General features: G+C 71.4%; 16 protein-coding genes. 8 read left to right on the top strand and 8 right to left on the bottom strand.

Annotated features, from left to right (window positions below):
• Positions 1–20 precede the first annotated feature (20 nt).
• On the top strand, positions 21–926 hold the full coding sequence (locus LRD69_RS30175; RefSeq protein ID WP_277330021.1) for an oxygenase MpaB family protein: 906 nt from the start codon (positions 21–23) through the stop codon (positions 924–926).
• A 165-nt stretch (positions 927–1,091) separates the two neighbouring features.
• Here the strand turns inward: LRD69_RS30175 and LRD69_RS30170 are convergent, their stop codons facing one another.
• Both LRD69_RS30170 and LRD69_RS30165 read right to left on the bottom strand, forming a co-directional pair.
• Positions 1,092–1,898, bottom strand: coding sequence for an SAM-dependent methyltransferase (locus LRD69_RS30170; protein WP_277330020.1), 807 nt, complete (start codon positions 1,896–1,898; stop codon positions 1,092–1,094).
• A gap of 30 nt (positions 1,899–1,928) precedes the next feature.
• Positions 1,929–2,972, bottom strand: a complete 1,044-nt coding sequence (locus tag LRD69_RS30165; RefSeq protein ID WP_277330019.1) for a LacI family DNA-binding transcriptional regulator — start codon at positions 2,970–2,972, stop codon at positions 1,929–1,931.
• Between the two features lie 309 nt (positions 2,973–3,281).
• On the opposite strand from LRD69_RS30165, the gene LRD69_RS30160 reads away from it, so the two are divergent.
• Together LRD69_RS30160 and LRD69_RS30155 are read left to right on the top strand one after the other, a co-directional pair.
• Entirely contained in the window at positions 3,282–4,559 is a 1,278-nt protein-coding gene (locus LRD69_RS30160; protein ID WP_277330018.1) for an MFS transporter, read from the top strand.
• A gap of 204 nt (positions 4,560–4,763) precedes the next feature.
• Positions 4,764–6,062, top strand: a complete 1,299-nt coding sequence (locus LRD69_RS30155; protein ID WP_277330017.1) for a M14 family metallocarboxypeptidase — start codon at positions 4,764–4,766, stop codon at positions 6,060–6,062.
• Positions 6,063–6,121: 59 nt separating this feature from the next.
• Here the strand turns inward: LRD69_RS30155 and LRD69_RS30150 are convergent, their stop codons facing one another.
• The gene (locus LRD69_RS30150) at positions 6,122–7,084 is read right to left on the bottom strand and encodes an FAD-dependent oxidoreductase (protein WP_277330016.1); all 963 of its coding nucleotides are present in this window, start codon (positions 7,082–7,084) and stop codon (positions 6,122–6,124) included.
• A gap of 67 nt (positions 7,085–7,151) precedes the next feature.
• On the opposite strand from LRD69_RS30150, the gene LRD69_RS30145 reads away from it, so the two are divergent.
• Together LRD69_RS30145 and LRD69_RS30140 are read left to right on the top strand one after the other, a co-directional pair.
• Positions 7,152–8,207, top strand: coding sequence for an oxidoreductase (locus tag LRD69_RS30145; RefSeq protein WP_277330015.1), 1,056 nt, complete (start codon positions 7,152–7,154; stop codon positions 8,205–8,207).
• A gap of 53 nt (positions 8,208–8,260) precedes the next feature.
• The gene (locus LRD69_RS30140; RefSeq protein WP_277330014.1) at positions 8,261–9,898 is read left to right on the top strand and encodes an ABC-F family ATP-binding cassette domain-containing protein; all 1,638 of its coding nucleotides are present in this window, start codon (positions 8,261–8,263) and stop codon (positions 9,896–9,898) included.
• 55 nt (positions 9,899–9,953) lie between these two features.
• Here the strand turns inward: LRD69_RS30140 and LRD69_RS30135 are convergent, their stop codons facing one another.
• Positions 9,954–10,523, bottom strand: a complete 570-nt coding sequence (locus LRD69_RS30135) for a helix-turn-helix domain-containing protein (RefSeq protein WP_277330013.1) — start codon at positions 10,521–10,523, stop codon at positions 9,954–9,956.
• 244 nt (positions 10,524–10,767) lie between these two features.
• Here LRD69_RS30135 and LRD69_RS30130 point away from each other — a divergent pair, with 244 nt between their 5' ends.
• Entirely contained in the window at positions 10,768–12,219 is a 1,452-nt protein-coding gene (locus LRD69_RS30130) for an MFS transporter (protein WP_277330012.1), read from the top strand.
• Between the two features lie 225 nt (positions 12,220–12,444).
• Here LRD69_RS30130 and LRD69_RS30125 read toward each other — a convergent pair whose 3' ends face one another.
• The 3 genes from LRD69_RS30125 to LRD69_RS30115 form a co-directional block, all read right to left on the bottom strand.
• Positions 12,445–14,832, bottom strand: a complete 2,388-nt coding sequence (locus LRD69_RS30125; RefSeq protein ID WP_277330011.1) for a Tex family protein — start codon at positions 14,830–14,832, stop codon at positions 12,445–12,447.
• Between the two features lie 137 nt (positions 14,833–14,969).
• Entirely contained in the window at positions 14,970–15,833 is an 864-nt protein-coding gene (locus LRD69_RS30120; protein WP_277330010.1) for a hypothetical protein, read from the bottom strand.
• 91 nt (positions 15,834–15,924) lie between these two features.
• Positions 15,925–16,689, bottom strand: coding sequence for an enoyl-CoA hydratase-related protein (locus LRD69_RS30115; RefSeq protein WP_277330009.1), 765 nt, complete (start codon positions 16,687–16,689; stop codon positions 15,925–15,927).
• An 81-nt stretch (positions 16,690–16,770) separates the two neighbouring features.
• Between LRD69_RS30115 and LRD69_RS30110 the strand changes: the two genes are divergently transcribed.
• Positions 16,771–17,394, top strand: a complete 624-nt coding sequence (locus LRD69_RS30110; RefSeq protein WP_277330008.1) for a DUF308 domain-containing protein — start codon at positions 16,771–16,773, stop codon at positions 17,392–17,394.
• Positions 17,395–17,529: 135 nt separating this feature from the next.
• Positions 17,530–17,985, top strand: a complete 456-nt coding sequence (locus LRD69_RS30105) for an ATP-binding protein (protein WP_277330007.1) — start codon at positions 17,530–17,532, stop codon at positions 17,983–17,985.
• Positions 17,986–18,018: 33 nt separating this feature from the next.
• Here the strand turns inward: LRD69_RS30105 and idi are convergent, their stop codons facing one another.
• Positions 18,019–18,612 (bottom strand): isopentenyl-diphosphate Delta-isomerase, encoded by a 594-nt coding sequence (gene idi / locus LRD69_RS30100; RefSeq protein WP_277330006.1) that lies wholly within the window; start codon positions 18,610–18,612, stop codon positions 18,019–18,021.
• Positions 18,613–18,652 lie beyond the last annotated feature (40 nt).

Here is an 18,652-nt window from a genome sequence, read left to right as displayed (position 1 = left end):
CGACCGCTGGGAGCACCCGCATGAGCAGCGAAGGACCCCGGGGCAGAGACAGGGACAGGGGCAGGGAGAGGGATCCCGGGCCGCCACCGCCCGGGGGCGTGCTCTGGAGCCTGTCCGGAGACGTCCGCGCTCTGCTCATGCTTCCTGCCGCTCTCACACTCCAGGTCGCCCACCCGGCGGTCGGCGCGGGCGTCGACGACCATTCGGTGTTCCGCACGGACCCGTGGGGGCGCGGCGAGCGGTCGCTGCGCTCGCTGCAGCTCTGGGTGTACGGGGGTGAGCAGGCCGCCGAGGAGGGGCGCAGGCTCCGGAACCTGCACCGCACCATTCAGGGAACCGACGGCCGAGGACGGCGCTACCACGCGCTCACCCCTGCGAACTATGCGTGGGTGCACGCCACGGGCTTCCCCATCTACCGGCACGGCACGCGGTATCTCGTCCGTCCGCTGACGGAGGCGCAGGAGCAGGCCCTGTACCGGGAGTGGCTGCAGGTCGGCCGGATTCTGGGCATCCGCGACCGGGACATGCCGCAGTCGATCGAGGAGTTCTGGCCGTACTACCGCAAGGTGCTGGCCGACGAGATAGAGGCGACCGTCGTCGTCGAGGAGCTGGTCGCCACCGACCGGCCCGTACCGCCGCCGAACCGGGGCCCGCTGCCGGTGAGGTTCCTGCTCAAGGCCCTGTGGCCGGTCCTGTTGCCGCCGCTGGCCCGGTTCCGCAGGTTCATCACCATCGGGCTGATGCCGCCGGACGCGCGCGAGGCGATCGGTCTGGAGTGGACGGACACGCAGGAGCGGAGGCTGCGGCGGTTCTGCGGTGTCGTCCGCGTCGTGGTGCCCGCGCTGCCTGAGCGGCTGCGCTATCTGCCGTACGCCCGCCAGGCGCGGGCGGAGCACCGCAGGGCCGTCCGGGGTCCTTCGCGCTGACTCGTCCCCGGGCTTCGCGCCGACCGCCGCGGGAGGCTCACGCCGATGCCGCCGATGCCGCCGATGCCGCCGATGCCGCCGATGCCGCCGATGCCGCCGATGCCGCCGACCGCGACGGGCGGCGTGGTCGGCGCCGCCCGTCAGCCTCGCAAGGAGGTGTCCCGATCAGGGCTTGCGACCGACTCCGCTGGCCGCGTGGCCCAGCGAGGCGTCGTCCAGGGCCTGGCCGGGTTCGGGCCGCCAGGCAGCCGTCCTGACGACCCCGGGGTCGAGCAGTTCCAGGCCATGGAAGTAGGCGGCGATCCGCTCCGGGCTGCGCAGGTGGTACGAGCTGGCCGAGTGCGCGTTGTACGTCCTGATGGCCTCGTTCAGCGTCTCGCTCGTGTCCGTGCCGTCGCTCAGTGCCAGGTAACTGCCCGAGGGCAGCGCCGCCACGAGCCGCTCGACGATGGCCTGCGGCCCGTCCTCGTCAGGCAGCTGGCCCATGATCCCCAGCATCGTCAGACCGATCGGCCGGCTGAAATCCAGTGTCTTGGCGGCCTGTTCGAGGATCGTGTCGACGTCCCGCACATCGGCGTCGATGTACGCGCACTCTCCCTCCGGGGTGCCGGCGAGCAGTGCGCGGGCGTGGGTGAGTACGAGAGGGTCGTTGTCGACGTACACCACCCGGCTTTCCGGTGCCAGTCGCTGGGCCACCTCATGGGTGTTGTCGGCGGTGGGCAGACCGGTGCCGATGTCGAGGAACTGGCGTATGCCCGCTTCCGCGGTCAGGTGGTGCACGGCGCGGGCAAGGAACGCCCGTTGCAGCCGGGCGATTTGGGCGAAGTCGGGAAACGCCTGCAGAATCATGTCGCCGGATTCGGCATCGACGGGGTAGTTGTCCTTGCCCCCGAGAAGGTAGTTCCATACCCGGGCCGAGTGCGGCCGGTCCGTCTGCAGCCTGTCGGACAGTGCGCGAGAGGGATTATCCATGATCCGAGTTTTCCACATGGACATGCTTTTTCAGGCCGATGCCCGCCGGATGAGCCGAGTCGGTGTGATCACCGAGTCGGGTTCCGTCCCGTCGCCGTTCAGCCTCTGCATCAGCAGCTGAACCATCAACCGCCCCATTCCTTCCACATCCTGACGAATCGTCGTCAACGGCGGGTCCGTCACATCGGCGACCTGCGCCATGTCGTCGAAGCCGACCAGGGCCACGTCCTCCGGTACCCGGCGGCCGTGCCGGCCCAGCACGCGCAGCGCGCCCGAGGCCATCAGGTCGTTGGCGGCGAAGACGGCGTCGAGGTCGGGGTGGTGCTCCAGCAGGTGCGCCATGGCCCGGGCGCCGCCCTCGACGGTGAAGTCGCCGTCCACGACCAGTGACGGATCGGCTTCGGGCAGCACATCGCGGTAGCCGTCGATCCGGTCGAGTGACGACGTCTGGTCGCGGGGCCCCGCGATGTGCCCGATCCGCTGCCTGCCGAGCGAGACCAGGTGGCGCACGGCTTCGCGGGCCCCGCCGCGGTTGTCGCAATCGACGTAGGGGACGGCGTGTTCCGAGGCGTCCCCGGAGCTACCGGGGCGGCCTCCGTAGACGGTGGGGACCCGGAACCGGCTGATGACGGCGGGCAGTTCGTCGTCGGTGTGCAGGGAGAACGCCAGTACCCCGTCCACATGGCCACCGGCGAGATAGCGGGTGACCCGGTCGAAGTCCCCGCTGCCCTCCACCAGGAGGAGCACCAACTGGGCGTCGTGTGCGTTGAGTTCTCGGCTGATGCCGCGAATCTGCCGGGAGAAGAACGGATCGGAGAAGATCCTGAACTCCGGCTCGTCGATGATCACGGCGACCGCGCCGTTGCGCCGGGTGACCAGGGTCCGCGCCGCATGGTTCGGTATGTACCCGAGTTCCTCGACCGCCTTGCGGACCTGCTCCACCAGCGGCTGCCGCACCCCCGCCCCGCCGTTCACGACCCGGGAGGCCGTCGCCCGGGAGACTCCGGCACGGGCCGCCACGGCCTCCAGCGTGGGGCGGGCATCACGGGAGGAATCGGGGGTCGGACCGGACAAGGGACGCTCCTCGTACGCACGGGAACCGGCAGGAACCGGCCAGGACTGGCGGAACAGCACGAACCCCGCCACCCTAACCGGCGCCCTCGTCCGACGGCCGGGCGCCGCCGCCCCCGCCGGGGAGAGGCCAGGTCTTCGACTCCATGGCGAAGCGCCGGAGCCATGCGGCGCTCGATGCCAATTCGATTGCGGCCCCGTCTGCGCCCCGGGTACGGTCCGCCTATGACCGCCACGCCCCGTGTTTCTTAGCTCGGACACCAGCTTCGACGCCACCCCTGTGTCCTAGAGCTATTACGGAGCGTAACTACTGTGCATACTCTTCGTCGTCCCGGCCTGCTTCGGAACCGGGACTTCTCGCTGCTGCTGAGCGGTCAGCTGATCTCCGCCATCGGCGACCAGGCGCACTTCATGGCCTTGCCGCTGATCGTGCTGGCCCTCACCGGGTCGGCCACTCAGGCCGGGTTCGTACTCGGCCTCGGCACCTTTTCCTTCCTGGCGTTCGGGCTGGTCGCGGGCGCGCTTGCCGACCGGTGGGACCGCAGGGCCACCATGATCTGGTGCGAACTCGGCCGGACCGTGCTCACTGCCGGTGTCGCCGCCGCGCTGTGGCTGGACGAGCTCACGCTGCCGCAGCTGTACGCGACGGCCCTGCTCACCGGGATCCTGACGACCCTCTTCCAGGTCGCAAGCACCGCAGCACTGCCCAACGTCGTCGATCCCCGGCAGCTGTCCACCGCGCTCGGCTACCAGCAGTCCGCCACCGGCGCGGTGAATGTCTTCGGGGCTCCGCTCGCCGGTGCGCTCTACGCCGCCGGGCGGACCGTCCCGTTCGCCGTCAACGCGGTCTCCTTCGCCGTGTCCGCGGCGTCGCTGCGGCTGATGCGCGCCCGGTTCCAGACGGACCGTCAGGATGTGCGCACGACGGCCGGGTTCACCACCGAGATCCGGGAGGGGCTCGGCTGGCTCTGGCGGCAGCCCGTCATCCGCTTCCTCACGCTGGTATCGGCCGCCGACAAAGTGCGGTACGGCGCCGGATATCTGTTGATCATCACCCTCGCCCAGCGGCTCGGCTCCTCACCGCTGTGGATAGGCGTCATCTTCAGCGGCGCGGCCGTCGGTGCGATGACGGGGGCGCTGGTCTCGGACCGGGTCACGCGCCGATTCCCGCTCGGACGGATTGCCTTGGTCATGCTGTGGCTGGAGGCGCTGATGTTCCCGCTGTACGCGCTGGCGCCCAACCCGATGCTGCTGGCGGCGGTTGCGGCCGCCGAGTCGCTGGTGGCCCCGGTGTACGCGGTGGCCATGTCGACCCACCAGTTGGCCATCACCCCCGATGAACTGCGGGGCCGGGCGACGAGTGCGGTCGCGACGCTCACCACGGGGGCCCTGTCGATCGGCACGCTCGCGGGCGGCGTGCTGATCACCGCGCTGGGTGCCGAGCCTCTCGTCTGGCTCTGCGCTGCATGGCTGCTCGCGCTGGCCCTCCTCACCACGGCCAACCGGGCCGTGCGACAGGCACCGCCGGCAGGCGCGATCCCCTCGCACGAACCCAGCGGCGCCGCCGAGTCCGCAGACACGGCCGGGTAGGGGCTGCGGCCGCCGCCGTCGGGGCGGATGACCTTCCGACCGGTCTCTTCGGGACCGTGGAGCGTCATCCGTCCCGGGCGTGCCCATGGCCACTGCGGTCACCCGGTCGCCATTCGGCCGACATGGCATCTTGACTGCCGAACGGTCACGTTGGTGAGCGATCGCCCCCTGTTGCACAGGAGTTGACCGGGGTACCTTCCGCAGATGCCGATACGTGTGCGGGGCACCCGCTTGACGTACAGATCGCTGACGGCCGCGGCCGCGGCGCTCGCCGTGCCGCTGGTCACGGTGCCGGCCGAGGCCGCGCACACTCCGCCCCGTACCGGCTTCGAGATCAGCAACGGGGCCCACTGGACCGGTCAGCCCGAGGAACAGTCGTTCCTCGCCGCCGTCGACCGGGGCAGCGACCGTGTCTCCATCGACCGGATCGGTACGACGAAACAGGGCCGTCCGCTCCAGCTCGTCCGCATCGGCAACCACCGCCCCACGGCCGGCACCGTGCTGCTGGTCTGCAGCCAGCACGGCAACGAACCGTCCGGCCGCGAGGCCTGCCTGACCACCGTCCGCGATCTCGCCTACGCCGAGGACCGGGCGACCCGCGCCTTTCTCTCCCGTACCGACGTCCTCGTCGTCCCCACCGCCAACCCCGACGGGCGCGCCGCGAACACCCGCGGCAACTCCGACGGCGTCGACATCAACCGTGACCACATCGCCCTGCAGACCGCCGAGGCCCGGGCCATGGCCGCGGTCATCCGCGACCGCAAGCCCGATGTGATCTACGACCTGCACGAGTACGGTGCCACGCCGCTGTACTACGACAAGGACCTGTTCGTCCTCTGGCCCCGCAACCTCAACGCCGACGACCGGGTGCACAGCGAATCGCAGACGCTGTCCGAGCGGTACGTGCGGCCCACCGCGCATGACGCCGGTTACAGCAGCGGCCTCTACGGAATCTGGACCGACCCGGTCACCGGCGACCCGATCAAGCAGACCGCGGGCGACGGACAGGAGCGCATCCTGCGCAACACCGCCGGAATCAAGCACGCGGTCGGCCTGCTCATCGAGTCCCGGGTCGACGCGCTCACCGACGCCGAGAAGGCAGATCCGGCACTCAACAGCCGGCGTCGTGTCGACTCGCAACTCGCCGCGCTCGACGGGCTGCTCAGCTTCGCCGACGAGCGACGCGGGCGCATCGGGGCCGCCACGGCCGCGTCCCGTGCGGCAGGGTACGCCGACCGCGGTCCCGTCTACCTGGGTGGTGCGGACAACGAGGCGGCCGAGCCCGCGGAGATCCTGCAGGACCCGCCCTGCGGCTACCGGCTGACCGCCGCCCAGTTCGCCGACGTCAAGGACGAACTCGCCCTGCACGGTGTCACTTCACGGCGTGACGGCGACGGGGCGTACGTACCGCTGCGTCAGCCGGCCCGGAACCTGATCCCGCTCCTTCTCGACGAGCGCGCGACCTATCACCTCACCGGCGGGCAGGCCGATAACGCTTGTTGATCCCGTGTGGTTGATCCCATGAACAGGGGGCGCGGCCGCCGGCCCGCAGCCGGCCTAGCTCAGCCGACGAGGTCGGCTGCCGCCTCGGCGCAGCCCAGAGCCACCGTCACCCCCGCGCCCCCGTGCCCGTAGTTGTGCACCAACCGCCCCCCACCGGGCAGCGGTTCGGCCTCGATGCGCACCCCCGCGTCGCGGGCCGGCCGCAGCCCCACCCGGTGTCCGATGATCCGGGCCCGCGCGATCTCCGGCCGGACCCGCGCACACCTCGCCACGATCTGCTCGGCCGTACCGGGATCCGGCTCCGCGTTCCAGTCGTCCGTCTCCGCCGTACCGCCGAGGACCAGCCTCCCGGGCTGCGGGAAGAAGTACGTCGACGCCTCCGACACCGGGTCCGTCTCGGTGAACCACTCCTCGATGCCCGGGTTCTCCACCAGCACCAACTGCCCGCGCACCGGCCGCATCCCGGTGTCCGGCACCAGCTCCCGGGCGCCGAGACCGGTGCAGTTGACCACGACCGGGGCCTGCGCCGCGGCCTCGTCGAGCGAGGTGACCGTACGCTGCTCGATCGCGCCCCCGGCCGCGGCGAGCCGCCGCTCCAGCCGGCTCAGATGCACCGGCATGTCGATCAGCGGGAGCCGGGCCCGTAGCCCCTCCTCGACCTGGACCAGGTCCGTCAGCTTCGCCGCCCACGGCCCCAGGGCCGCGAGCCGCTCGCCCCGGTGCACGCCGGCGACCAGCCGGACACCGGTCTCGTCCGGGCGTTCGGCCAGCTCCTCGTACCACCGCAGCGTGCGCAGCGCCCAGTCGCCGACCAGCTCCTCGGGCTCGATCCGGTACGGCCACCAGAGCGCCCCCGCCACCGCCGAGGTCGTCGACGCGGCCGCCTCCCGTGACCAGACCCGCACCCGGTGGCCGCGTCCGGCCAGCACCAGTGCCGTGGTCAGCCCACTGACCCCACCGCCCACCACAATCACGTCCGACTCGTCCGTACGCCCCGTCACAGCTGCCCTTGCTTCGCTCATGGGCGGACGCTAACGGAAATGCCCGATGCGGTGCTCACAACAGGTGCGCGAAGGGAATACTCGGGACATGTCTGCCGAGTACGCGACTTTCGGCCTGGCGCCGGCGATGCGAGCCGGTGGAGTCCTCGCCCATGGCGACTACCAGGTGCACCGGGACTTCATGGATTTCCTCGTGGACGGCCGTCCGCTGCTGTTCCAGCTCTCCGACCTCGACGCCGTGTCCCCGCTCGCCTCCGACGTACCGCCCGCGATCTTCACCACCCATGTGCGACGTCTGCTGCTCGAAGCGGACGCCCCGCTGGGCGGCGGCCGCTACGTGATCTACGGCTGCCCCGAGTGCGAGAGCCTCGAATGCGGGGCGGTCACCGCCGTCATCGAACGGGACGGCACCGACATCGTCTGGCGTGACTTCGCCTGGCAGACCTACGAGACCGTCGACCTGGCGCGGAGCGGCTACCACGGCATAGGGCCGTTCCGCTTCGACGGCGACCAGTACCGGCAGGAACTGGAACGTCTGCTCCCGGCCGCGGTGGCGGACGGCGGGGCCCGGCCGGGACCGGACGCGCCGACCGGGCGCCGCGTCCTGCTGATCGGCGCCCGCGTCGCCGTGCTCGCCAAGCTCGCCGCCGCTCTGCGCGCCATCGGCATCGGTGCCGACGTCACCGCCGACGTCGCGCAGGTGTCGCCCGAGGAGCTCCGCGGCTACCGTGCCGTGGCCTTCGGCCGGGCGATCACCGAGGACGAACGCGCCGCGGCACGGCGGGCATTCACCCGGGCCGGTGCGGACGTCGCCTATGTGGACGGCCTCGCCCCGGTGGTCCCCGTGCTGCTCGCCCAGATCGAGCACGCCCTGGACCGCAGCGCACCCGCCCAGCGCCGGCTGGTCGGGCTGACGGCGGCGGACGGCACGGCCGGCGTCGACGTCACCTCGACCTGCCGGGTCACCCTGGTCGCGTACCGTCTCGACCGGCTGTACCGCACCCATGCGCAGGAGGTCTTCGACGGCGTACTGGAATCCGGGGAGCACCGCATCGCGCTGGACGCACGGGCCGTGAAGGGCCAGTCCTTCCTGGTGGCACGCACCGCGGGGAGCGTCCTGGTCGCACCGATGGTGCACCACTGAGGTGCCGGACCCGGCGAGGAAGGCACCGGTCGCCGATTAGGATCGGGATCCTGATGACTGCCACTCTCGTCGCCAAGGACCTCGCCGCCGGACACGGCGACCGCACACTCTTCGCCGGACTCGACCTCGTCGTCGCGCCCGGTGACGTGATCGGTCTCGTCGGAGTCAACGGAGCCGGAAAATCGTCCCTGCTCCGGCTGCTCGCCGGGCTCGACCGGCCGGAGGAGGGCGAGCTGCGGCTCTCCCCGCCCACGGCCACCGTCGGTCACCTCCCGCAGGAGCCGGAACGCCGGCCCGGGGAGACCGTGCGGGAGTTCCTGGCCCGCAGGACCGGCGTCGCCGGCGCCCAGCAGGCGATGGACGCCGCCACCCAGGCCCTCGTCGACGGGGCACCGGGCGCGGACGACGCCTACTCCGAGACCCTGGAACGCTGGCTGGCCCTCGGCGGCGCCGACCTGGACGAGCGCGCCGACGAGGTCGCCGCAGACCTCGGCCTGACCGTCGGCCTCGACCTGCCGATGAGCGCGCTCTCCGGCGGTCAGGCCGCCCGCGCCGGACTCGCCTCGCTGCTCCTGTCGCGGTACGACATCTTCCTGCTCGACGAGCCGACCAACGATCTCGACCTGGACGGCCTGGAGCGCCTGGAGCGGTACGTCTCCGGGCTGCGCGCCGGCACCGTCGTCATCAGCCACGACCGCGAGTTCCTGATGCGCACGGTCACCAAGGTCCTCGAACTGGACCTCGCCCAGCAGCAGATCAACCTGTACGGCGGCGGCTACGCGGCCTACCTGGAGGAGCGCGACCGCGCCCGCCGGCATGCCCGCGAGGAGTTCGAGGAGTACGCCGACAAGCGCTCCGCCCTCGAAGGGCGGGCGCAGATGCAGCGCGGCTGGATGGACAAGGGCGTCAAGAACGCCCGCCGCAAGGCCACCGACTCCGACAAGATCGGCCGCAAGTTCCGCAGTGAGGCCAGCGAGAAGCAGGCCGCGAAGGCCCGGCAGACGCAGCGCATGATCGAACGGCTCGACGTCGTCGAGGAGCCGCGCAAGGAGTGGGAGCTGCGGATGGAGATCGCGACGGCCCCGCGTTCCGGTTCCGTCGTCGCCACGCTGCGCGACGCGGAGGTGGTGCGCGGCGACTTCGCGTTCGGTCCGGCGTCGCTGCAGATCGACTGGGCGGACCGGGTGGCCATCACCGGCGCCAACGGGGCGGGCAAGTCCACCCTCCTCGCGGCGCTGCTCGGCCGCCTGCCGCTGGACTCGGGCCATGCCACGCTCGGCTCGGGCGTCGTGGTCGGCGAGGTCGACCAGGCACGGAGGCTGTTCCACGGATCGGAGACCTTGCTGGAGGCGTTCTGCGCCGCCGTCCCCGAGACCGAACCGGCCGAAGTCCGCACGCTGCTCGCCAAGTTCGGGCTGCGTGCCGACCATGTGATGCGTCCCGCGACGACCCTCTCCCCGGGCGAGCGCACCAGGGCGGCGCTCGCCCTGCTCCAGGGCCGGGGAGTGAACCTCCTGGTCCTGGACGAGCCCACGAACCACCTCGACCTGCCCGCGATCGAGCAGCTGGAGTCGGCGCTCGACTCGTACACCGGGACGTTGCTGCTGGTCACGCACGACCGGCGGATGCTCGATGTCGTCCGTACCACGCGCATGCTGCGGGTGGACGGGGGCAAGGTCACCGAGAGCTGACGTCCTGGGGAGCAGGAGGGAGCCCGCTCCCTCCTGCTCCCCAGGACGTGAGGGCTCAGCGGGCGCGGACGCCGTCCAGGGCGATCTCCAGGACGCGGTCGCGCTGTTCGGTCGTGGGGTACGACGCCCCGGTGACGCCCGCGACCATGCGGATCAGGTCGTCGAAGGACATGTCGAGGCGGATCGCTCCGGCATCCTGGGCGCGCGTGAACAGCGGGGAGCCTGCCTCGTACATCGAGGCGCGGCAGGAGACGAACACGTCGGACTCGCTGTCCACCGCTTCGCGGATGGCCCGCTTGGTGACCATGTACTCGACGAAGCGGCGCAGCCAGACGGTCAGCGCCTGCCACGGAGGTTCGTCCGCGACCTCGTCGGCGACCCGGCACAGGGCGTCGACCTCGTCCGCGTAGACGACCTCGAAGAGCTGGAGGCGGGTCGGGAAATTGCGGTACAGCGTGCCGATCCCGACGCCCGCGCGGCGCGCGATGTCCTCCAGGGAGGCGTCGGCGCCCTGCGCGGCGAAGGTCTCACGGGCGGCCTTCAGCAGCGCGTCGTAGTTGCGCCGGGCGTCGGCGCGGCGCGGACGCCGGGCCTCGACGATCTCGCCCACCGGGGTGTGCGCCACGTTGTGCCTCCCTGACTTGAACCGGAGGGTCGCCTCCGCTAATCTGGAGGTGTTCCTCCACTTTACCAGTGGAGAAGCTTCCGGCGTCGGCTGTGCCCGACGGCTTCCATCCTTCCAGACGCGGCAGCGAGGCCGCGCCCCGTGTCCGTGCCCCAGGGCACCCCGCACTCCCCACCGGGACGACACCCGTAATGCGCCGTTCCGCAGAGCGCGCATGCCCGCATACCCGAGAGAGAAGCCGACTTTGTCCGCTCCATCCCGACCGCGTTCCTCGAACCGGGTCACCTTCGCCGTCCTCGCGACCGGTGCGGGTGTGTTCTCCCTCCTCCAGTCGCTGATCGCTCCGGCCCTGCCCACCGTCCAGCACGCCATGCACACCTCGCAGGCGACGGTGACCTGGGTGATGACGGCCTACCTCCTCTCCGCCTCGATCTTCACGCCGATCCTCGGCCGCGTCGGCGACCTGATCGGCAAGAAGCGCACGCTCGTCGCCTCGCTGGTCGCGGTACTCGTCGGCTGCCTGCTGGCCGCGCTCGCGCCCAACATCGGGATCCTGATCGTCGCGCGGGTCGTCCAGGGCATCGGCGGCGCCCTCTTCCCCCTGTCCTTCGGCATCATCCGGGACGAGTTCGACGCCTCCCGGGTCGGCGCCAGTATCAGCAACCTGTCCGCGGTCATCGCCGCGGGCGGCGGCCTCGGCATGGTGCTCGCCGGGCCCATCGTCGCCACGCTCGACTACCGCTGGCTGTTCTGGCTGCCGGTGATCGTCGTCGCGCTGACCGCCGCCATCGCCTTCCGGCACGTGCCCGAGTCGCCACGGCGCGCCGAGGGCCGGGTCAACTGGGCCGGCGCGTTCCTGCTCTCCGGATGGCTGGTGGCGCTGCTGCTGCCGCTCAGCCAGGCGAGCTCGTGGGGCTGGGGCTCGGCGCGGGTCCTCGGGCTGTTCGGCGTCGCCGTCGTGCTGTTCGCCGCGTGGCTGTTCGCCGAGCAGCGGGCCGAACACCCGCTGATCGATCTGCGCATCATGCGGCTGTACCCGGTGTGGACGACCAACACGGCCGCACTGCTCTTCGGGGCGGGCATGTACTCGGTGTGGTCGTTCCTGCCCGGCTTCGTGCAGACCCCGTCGGCCGCCGGGTACGGCTTCGGCTCCAGTGTCACCGGGGCCGGACTGCTGATGCTGCCCATGCTGGTCGCGATGTTCGTCTCCGGAGTGCTCAGCGGCCGTCTCGCTCCCGTGGTCGGCGCGAAGAACCTGCTCGTCGCCGGCGCGGCCCTCGGTGCGGTGGCCTGCGGGCTGCTCACCGTCTGGCACGGGCAGGTCTGGCAGGTGGCCGTCGCCGCCGGGGTGTTCGGCCTCGGTATCGGATTGGCGTTCGCCTCCATGGCCACACTCATCGTGCACAGCGTCCCGGCCGACCAGACTGGCGCTGCGACCGGCATGAACGCCAACATCCGCACCATCGGCGGCTCCATCGGCGCCGCGGTCACCGGGATCCTGGTCACCGGCCGGCTCCAGCCGACCGGACTCCCGTACGAGACCGGGTACACCCACGGCTTCACCCTGCTCACGCTTCTGTGCCTTGCCGCAGCCCTCGCGGCCCTGCTGATTCCGGCCCGCCGCGCGTCGCTGAAGCTCCGCGCGACCGGGGGACATGCGGACCGCAAGGAGATGGCGGAGGTGGCCGGCCGGTAGCGGCCGGCTGCACGAGGGGCGGGCGCCCCGGGGATGTGCTCCCTGGGGCGCCCGCCCCTCGTGCAGGAACTGCGCAGTTCAGCGGGGTTGCCGCACGACCCACAGGCCGTCGGTGTGCTCAGCGCGCGCGGTTCGGGCGCCGACCGGTTCCCGAGGCGATTCCGGGCGGGTACGCCGGGGACCGTCCGGGCCTCGGCGTACCCGCCCGGCCGGGCCACGGCCCCGTCAGCGCCTGCCGCGGCGGTCGTCGGACTTGCCGCCGTCCGCCAGGCCCGCGCGGCGCAGGGCATCGGCCATCGCACTGTTCGTGGGGGCCGGACCCGCCGCCTGGCGGGCGCCGCCCCCGCCGTCGCGGCGCTCGCGCGGGGCGCGCTGCTGGGGCGGGCGGGCCCCGCCCTGGCCGCGCTCGCGGCGCTGGCCGCCGCCCGCGGCCTGCGGCGCCGCCTCGTCGTCCAGCCGCAGCGTCAGGGAGATCCGCTTCCGCGGGATGTCGACGTCCATCACCTTCACCTTCACGATGTCGCCCGGCTTCACCACGTCCCGCGGGTCCTTCACGAACGTCTTGGACATCGCCGACACATGCACCAGACCGTCCTGGTGCACACCCACGTCCACGAACGCCCCGAACGCGGCGACGTTCGTCACGACCCCCTCCAGCACCATCCCGGAGACCAGGTCGCCGAGCTTCTCGACGCCTTCCTTGAAGGTGGCCGTCTTGAACGCGGGCCGCGGGTCGCGACCAGGCTTCTCCAGCTCCTTCAGGATGTCCGTGACCGTCGGCAGCCCGAACTTCTCGTCCACGAAGTCATCGGCCCGCAGCGACCGCAGCACACCGGAGTTGCCGACGAGCGAGGCGACCTCGCCGCCCACCGTCTTCGCCATCCGCCGCACCACCGGGTACGCCTCCGGGTGGACGCTCGACGCGTCCAGCGGGTCGTCGCCCCGGATGCGGAGGAACCCCGCGCACTGCTCGTACGCCTTCGGGCCCAGCCGCGCCACGTCCTTGAGCGCCTTCCGGGACCGGAAGGGGCCGTTCGCGTCCCGGTGCGCGACGATGTTCTCGGCGAGGCCGGAACCGATGCCCGAGACCCGCGCAAGCAGGGGTGCCGACGCGGTGTTGACGTCGACACCGACGCCGTTCACACAGTCCTCGACGACCGCGTCCAGCGAGCGCGACAGCTTCACCTCGGACAGATCGTGCTGGTACTGGCCGACACCGATCGACTTCGGGTCGATCTTCACCAGCTCGGCCAGCGGGTCCTGCAGGCGCCGCGCGATCGACACCGCGCCGCGCAACGACACGTCCATGTCCGGGAGCTCCTGCGAGGCGAAGGCCGAGGCCGAGTAGACCGAGGCGCCCGCCTCGGACACCATCACCTTGGTGAGCTTCAGCTCCGGGTGCTTGTCGCACAGTTCGCCGGCGAGCTTGTCCGTCTCGCGGGACGCGGTGCCGTTGCCGATCGCGATCAGATCGACCGAGTGCTCCTTCGCCAGCCGCGCCAGCTTCGCCAGCGACTCGTCCCACCGGTTCGCCGGGACGTGCGGGTGGATGACATCCGTCGCGACGACCTTGCCGGTCGAGTCGACGACGGCGACCTTCACGCCCGTACGGAAACCGGGGTCGAGCCCCAGCGTGGCCCGCGTCCCGGCCGGGGCGGCGAGCAGCAGATCGCGCAGGTTCGACGCGAAGACGCGTACCGCCTCGTCCTCCGCCGCCGTACGCAGCCGCAGCCGCAGATCGATCCCGAGATGGACGAGGATCCGGGTCCGCCATGCCCAGCGCACCGTGTCTCCGAGCCACTTGTCCCCGGGGCGGCCGCGGTCGGCCACCCCGAACCGGCGGGCGACCATGTTCTCGTACGTCGACGGGCCCGGCACGTCCGACGGCTCCTCCGGCTCCAGGACCAGGTCGAGCACGTCCTCCTTCTCACCCCGGAGCATCGCGAGCACCCGGTGCGAGGGCAGCGCCGTGAACGGCTCGGCGAAGTCGAAGTAGTCGGCGAACTTCGCACCGGCCTCCTCCTTGCCGTCCCGTACCTTCGCCGCCAGCCGTCCGCGCGACCACATGCGCTCACGCAGCTCACCGATCAGGTCCGCGTCCTCCGAGAACCGCTCGGCCAGGATCGCGCGGGCACCCTCCAGCGCCGCCGCCGCGTCCGCGACGCCCTTGTCGGCGTCCACGAAGGCGGCCGCCGCGACGAGCGGCTCGACCGACGGGTCGCCGAGCAGTCCCTCGGCGAGCGGTGCGAGCCCCGCCTCCCGGGCGATCTGCGCCTTCGTCCGCCGCTTCGGTTTGAACGGCAGATAGATGTCCTCAAGACGGGCCTTGGTGTCGGCGGCCCGGATCTGCGCCTCCAGGGCCTCGTCCAGCTTGCCCTGCTCGCGCACGGAGTCGAGGACCGCCGTACGCCGGTCCTCCAGCTCCCGCAGATACCGCAGCCGCTCCTCGAGCGTGCGCAGCTGCGCATCGTCGAGCATCTCGGTCGCTTCCTTGCGGTAACGGGCGATGAACGGGACGGTCGAGCCGCCGTCGAGCAGCTCTACGGCCGCCTTCACCTGTCGCTCGCGTACGCCGAGCTCCTCGGCGATCCTGCCTTCGATGGACGTCGTCACGGTTTCTACCGACTCGCCTTCTCGTACTGGCTGTGCTTACCGGGGGCCAGGACGTGCCGTGGCTCCTTCGCCAGCATTGTGCCGGGTGGCCGGGTGCCGTGTCGCCCGACCACCCCATTTGTCGACCGGTCGGCGGCTCAGCCCTTGCCGGTCAGATCCGCCGGGAAGGCACCCGCCGAGGCGGCCGTGAACAGGAACCCGCGCGCCAGTTCGGTCAGCCGCGCCACGCCCTCGGCGCCCAGATGCTCGTAAGGAGCCGCGTCCATCCGGTCCGTGACCTCCTCCAGCTCCGCGCGCAGGGCGACGCCCGCCTCCGTCAACTCGCCCTCGCCGTCGAGCAGTCCACGCCCGCGCAGCCGCTCGACCGCGGCCTCCCAGTCGGTGCGGCGCCAGCCGCGGGTGCCGAGGATCCAGCGAGGCGACATGCCCTTGCCGGTCGCGGTGTGGCTGACCAGGGCCTCGACCGGGTCGAGCCCGGCGGCGAGGAGCGCGGCGAGATGGCCGTCGCCACGGTGCTCGCGCAGCAGTGTCGCGGCGTGCCAGTACGCCAGGTGCGGCTGGTCCGGCACCGGCAGATCGGCGTGGGCGGCGTAGAGCGGCCGGGCGTGTCGGGTGCACGCCCCGGCGGCGCGCAGCGCCAGCTCCGCCGCCTCCGCCAGCTCGGGGGAGCCGATGATCTCCGGGCCCAGCAACCGCCGCAGCGTCGTGTCGACCGCGCGCAGCCGGGCCGCCAGGACGGCCTCCGGCGAGGCGACGGACCACACCGCGGGCAGGTGTTCCGCGACGAGGTCGTGGTTGAAGTTGTAGAAGGTCGAGGTGACCGTGCCCGGTCCGACAGCGCCCAGGGCCGCCCCACGGGAGGCGAAGTAGGCAGCCCTCGCGTCGTGGATACCGAGCTCTGCGAGCTCCTTGCCGAGGTCGGGGGAGAAGTAGACCGTCGAGTGCAGCGGGTTGATGGCGTTGTGGCAGCGGCGTCCGGCGCGCGGCGGCAGAGTACTCATGCCCGCACGTTACCGACTGGTCGGTACGTGCGGTACCCCGGGGACCGTGCAGGAGACCGACCGGATCCGCATGCCCGCCACGCCCCCGTGCTCAGGTGGTCCAGGTGAAGCGTGGCGCCCGCCGCTCCAGGAAGGCGGCGACCCCCTCCGCGGTGTCGCCGCTGAGGCGCGCCTGTTCCGCCCAGTACGCGTCCCGGTCCTCCCGCCCCGTGGCGAACTCCTTCGCCGCCGCTTGGGTCAGCTGCGAGCGCGAGGCCAGGACCCGTACATACGACTCCACCCGCTTGTCCAGCTCACCGGTCGGCAGCACCTCGTCCACCAGACCGGCCCGCAGCGCCCGCTCCGTACCGATCAGTTCGCCGGAGAACAGCAGATGCTTCGCCGTGGCCGGTCCGACGAGCGCGACCAGCCGGCGGGTCGACGACGCGGCGTAGACGATCCCCAGTTTGGCCGGGGTGACGCCGAAGGCCGCGCCCTCCTCGGCGAACCGCAGATCGCAGGCGGCCGCAAGCTGGCTGCCGCCGCCCACGCAGTAGCCGCGCACGGCGGCGAGTGTCGGCCGGGGGAAGGCGGCGAGCGCCTCCTCGGCCGCCACCGCGAGTGCCTGCGGGTCGTACGCCGGATCGTTCGCCCGGTCACGCAGCGAGGAGATGTCCGCACCGGCGCAGAAGGTGTCCCCGGCGCCGGTCAGGACCAGGGCGCGCACGGCGGGGTCGGCGGCCAGCCGCTCCAGCAGTACGGGCAGCGCCCGCCACATCGCGGCCGTCATCGCATTGCGTTTGGCCGGGTTGCTGATCACGACGGTGGCGAATCCGTCCGCGACGGTGTGCTCCAGCTGCGGTTCCTTGCGGTCCATGTGCCGGATGCTATCCACCCTGTTCGAATCTATGATCAAGAAGGGGTCGCGAAGCAGGCACGCACCGTGAGGAGCTGTCCGATGGCCGATCCCGCAGTCCAGGGCAGAGAGCTGCGCCGCAGTTTCGGCCGGCTCGCTCTGCTCGGCGCCCTGCTCGTCGTGGCGGGCCTGGTCGGCCTCGTCTACACCGGCGCCGCGACCCTCACCTCGATGATCCTCTTCGGCTGGCTGCTGCTGATCGGCGGGGTGGTGGGTCTGCTCCACGCGGTCGAGTCCCGCGGCACCAACTACTTCTGGCTGGGTGTCGTGGTCGCCGCGCTCAACATCGCCGCCGGAGTCGTCGTCATCCGCCACCCCCACGGCACGGCCGAGGCGCTCACCATGTTCGCTGCGCTGCTCTTCCTGACCGGCGGGCTGTTCCGTCTGGTGGGCAGCGTCGTGGTGCGCGGACCGCAGATGGGCTGGACGCTGCTGCAGGGCGCCTTCGGTCTGCTGCTGGGGCTGCTCGTGCTCTTCGACTGGCCGCACAGCAGCCTCTACGTGCTCGGCCTCTTCTTCTCGCTCGCGCTGCTCTTCGACGGCCTCGGGCTGATCGCGATCGGGGTCGGCGGCCGCCGCATCGTCTCGCTGGTGTCGGAACAGACAGTGACCGGGGAGCCGACGGGCAAGCCATCAGAAGAAGATCAGAAACAGTCCGAGAACTGACGCTGTCATACCCCTTCGATCAAATTCCGTCGATAGGAGTCGACTTTTGTTCAGTAGTACGGTCCGGACCAACCACTCCCCGCACTCTGTACTCGACGTGCAGTGACCATCGAGGCGAGAGCGGGTGCCGGAACTATGGAGAGCCGCGGGAGTGTCCCGGCCCGGCCCGTGTCGTACGAAGGGGTCTGGCGGTTCACCGCGCCGGCCGTCGACGTCTCCGTACCGCAGGCCCGGCACGCCGTACGTGATCTGCTGAACCGCCAGGGCGTCCCGATGGACGAGGACATCACCCAGGGTCTGCTGCTGATCGTCTCCGAGCTCGTCACCAACGCGGTGAAGCACGCGGTGCTGCTCTCCCCGGAGCTCGCCGTGGAGGTGGCCGTCGGTGCCGAATGGGTCAGAGTGTCCGTGGAGGACAATCATCCGTACCGGCCGACGGCCCTGGAGACGGACTATGCGCAGACGGGCGGGCGCGGGCTGTTGCTGGTCCGGGAGATCACCCGCGAAGCGGGCGGCACCTGCGACGTCGAGCACACCGCGGGCGGCGGCAAGATCATCTGGGCGGCACTGCCGCTGAAGCCGTTTCTCTGACCGCCCGCCCCCTTGTCCGTTCCCGTCCCGTCGTCACCAGCCCGCGGACGGGCCGGTGAGCTCCCTGATCGCCGGGCGCGCCGCATCGAGCACCGTCATGAACCAGGCCGAGAACGGTACCTCGGCATGCCGCTTCGCCAGTTCGTCGGCGGCCACGAACGCCGTCTCGCCGATCTCCTCGGGGTCCGGCCGAAGCTGCGCCTGTGCCAGCCCGACGAAGAGATGGTTGAACTCCTGCTCCACCAGACCGGACGCCGGGTCGGGGTGGTTGTAACGGACGGTGCCGGCCTCGGCGAGCAGCGACGGCGAGATCCCGAGCTCCTCGTACGTACGCCGGGCGGCTGCGGCGAAGGGCGCCTCGTCCGGATACGGGTGGCCGCAGCAGGTGTTCGACCAGACACCGGGGGAGTGGTACTTGCCGAGCGCGCGGCGCTGCAGCAGCAGTCGGCCCTGCTCGTCGAAGAGGAACACGGAGAACGCACGGTGCAGTTGACCGGGCGCCTGGTGGGCGGCGAGCTTCTCCGCCGTGCCGATGGTGGTGCCGTTCTCGTCGACCAGTTCGAGCATGATCGCTTCTGCTGTGCCGTTCGACGAGCTGTTCGCCGCAGTGGCTGGTGTGGTCGGCATACCCATCCTTCGCTATGGTCCCCGGCACCGTGCGCCGGTC

It is taken from the genome of Streptomyces sp. JH14 (genome assembly GCF_029428675.1).
GTDB lineage: Bacteria > Actinomycetota > Actinomycetes > Streptomycetales > Streptomycetaceae > Streptomyces.
Note: the sequence above shows the minus strand (reverse complement) of the source record. Positions and strands in the feature narration are given on the sequence as shown.

Excerpts from the sequence above, each read along its gene's own strand:
- LRD69_RS30175 (WP_277330021.1), top strand. The coding sequence starts at position 21 with ATGAGCAGCGAAGGACCCCGGGGCAGAGACAGGGACAGGGGCAGGGAG.
- LRD69_RS30115 (WP_277330009.1), bottom strand. The coding sequence starts at position 16,689 with ATGGACCGCAAGGAACCGCAGCTGGAGCACACCGTCGCGGACGGATTC.
- LRD69_RS30170 (WP_277330020.1), bottom strand. The coding sequence starts at position 1,898 with ATGGATAATCCCTCTCGCGCACTGTCCGACAGGCTGCAGACGGACCGG.
- LRD69_RS30140 (WP_277330014.1), top strand. The coding sequence starts at position 8,261 with ATGACTGCCACTCTCGTCGCCAAGGACCTCGCCGCCGGACACGGCGAC.
- LRD69_RS30155 (WP_277330017.1), top strand. The coding sequence starts at position 4,764 with ATGCCGATACGTGTGCGGGGCACCCGCTTGACGTACAGATCGCTGACG.
- LRD69_RS30150 (WP_277330016.1), bottom strand. The coding sequence starts at position 7,084 with ATGAGCGAAGCAAGGGCAGCTGTGACGGGGCGTACGGACGAGTCGGAC.
- idi (WP_277330006.1), bottom strand. The coding sequence starts at position 18,612 with ATGCCGACCACACCAGCCACTGCGGCGAACAGCTCGTCGAACGGCACA.
- LRD69_RS30145 (WP_277330015.1), top strand. The coding sequence starts at position 7,152 with ATGTCTGCCGAGTACGCGACTTTCGGCCTGGCGCCGGCGATGCGAGCC.
- LRD69_RS30120 (WP_277330010.1), bottom strand. The coding sequence starts at position 15,833 with ATGAGTACTCTGCCGCCGCGCGCCGGACGCCGCTGCCACAACGCCATC.
- LRD69_RS30105 (WP_277330007.1), top strand. The coding sequence starts at position 17,530 with ATGGAGAGCCGCGGGAGTGTCCCGGCCCGGCCCGTGTCGTACGAAGGG.
- LRD69_RS30110 (WP_277330008.1), top strand. The coding sequence starts at position 16,771 with ATGGCCGATCCCGCAGTCCAGGGCAGAGAGCTGCGCCGCAGTTTCGGC.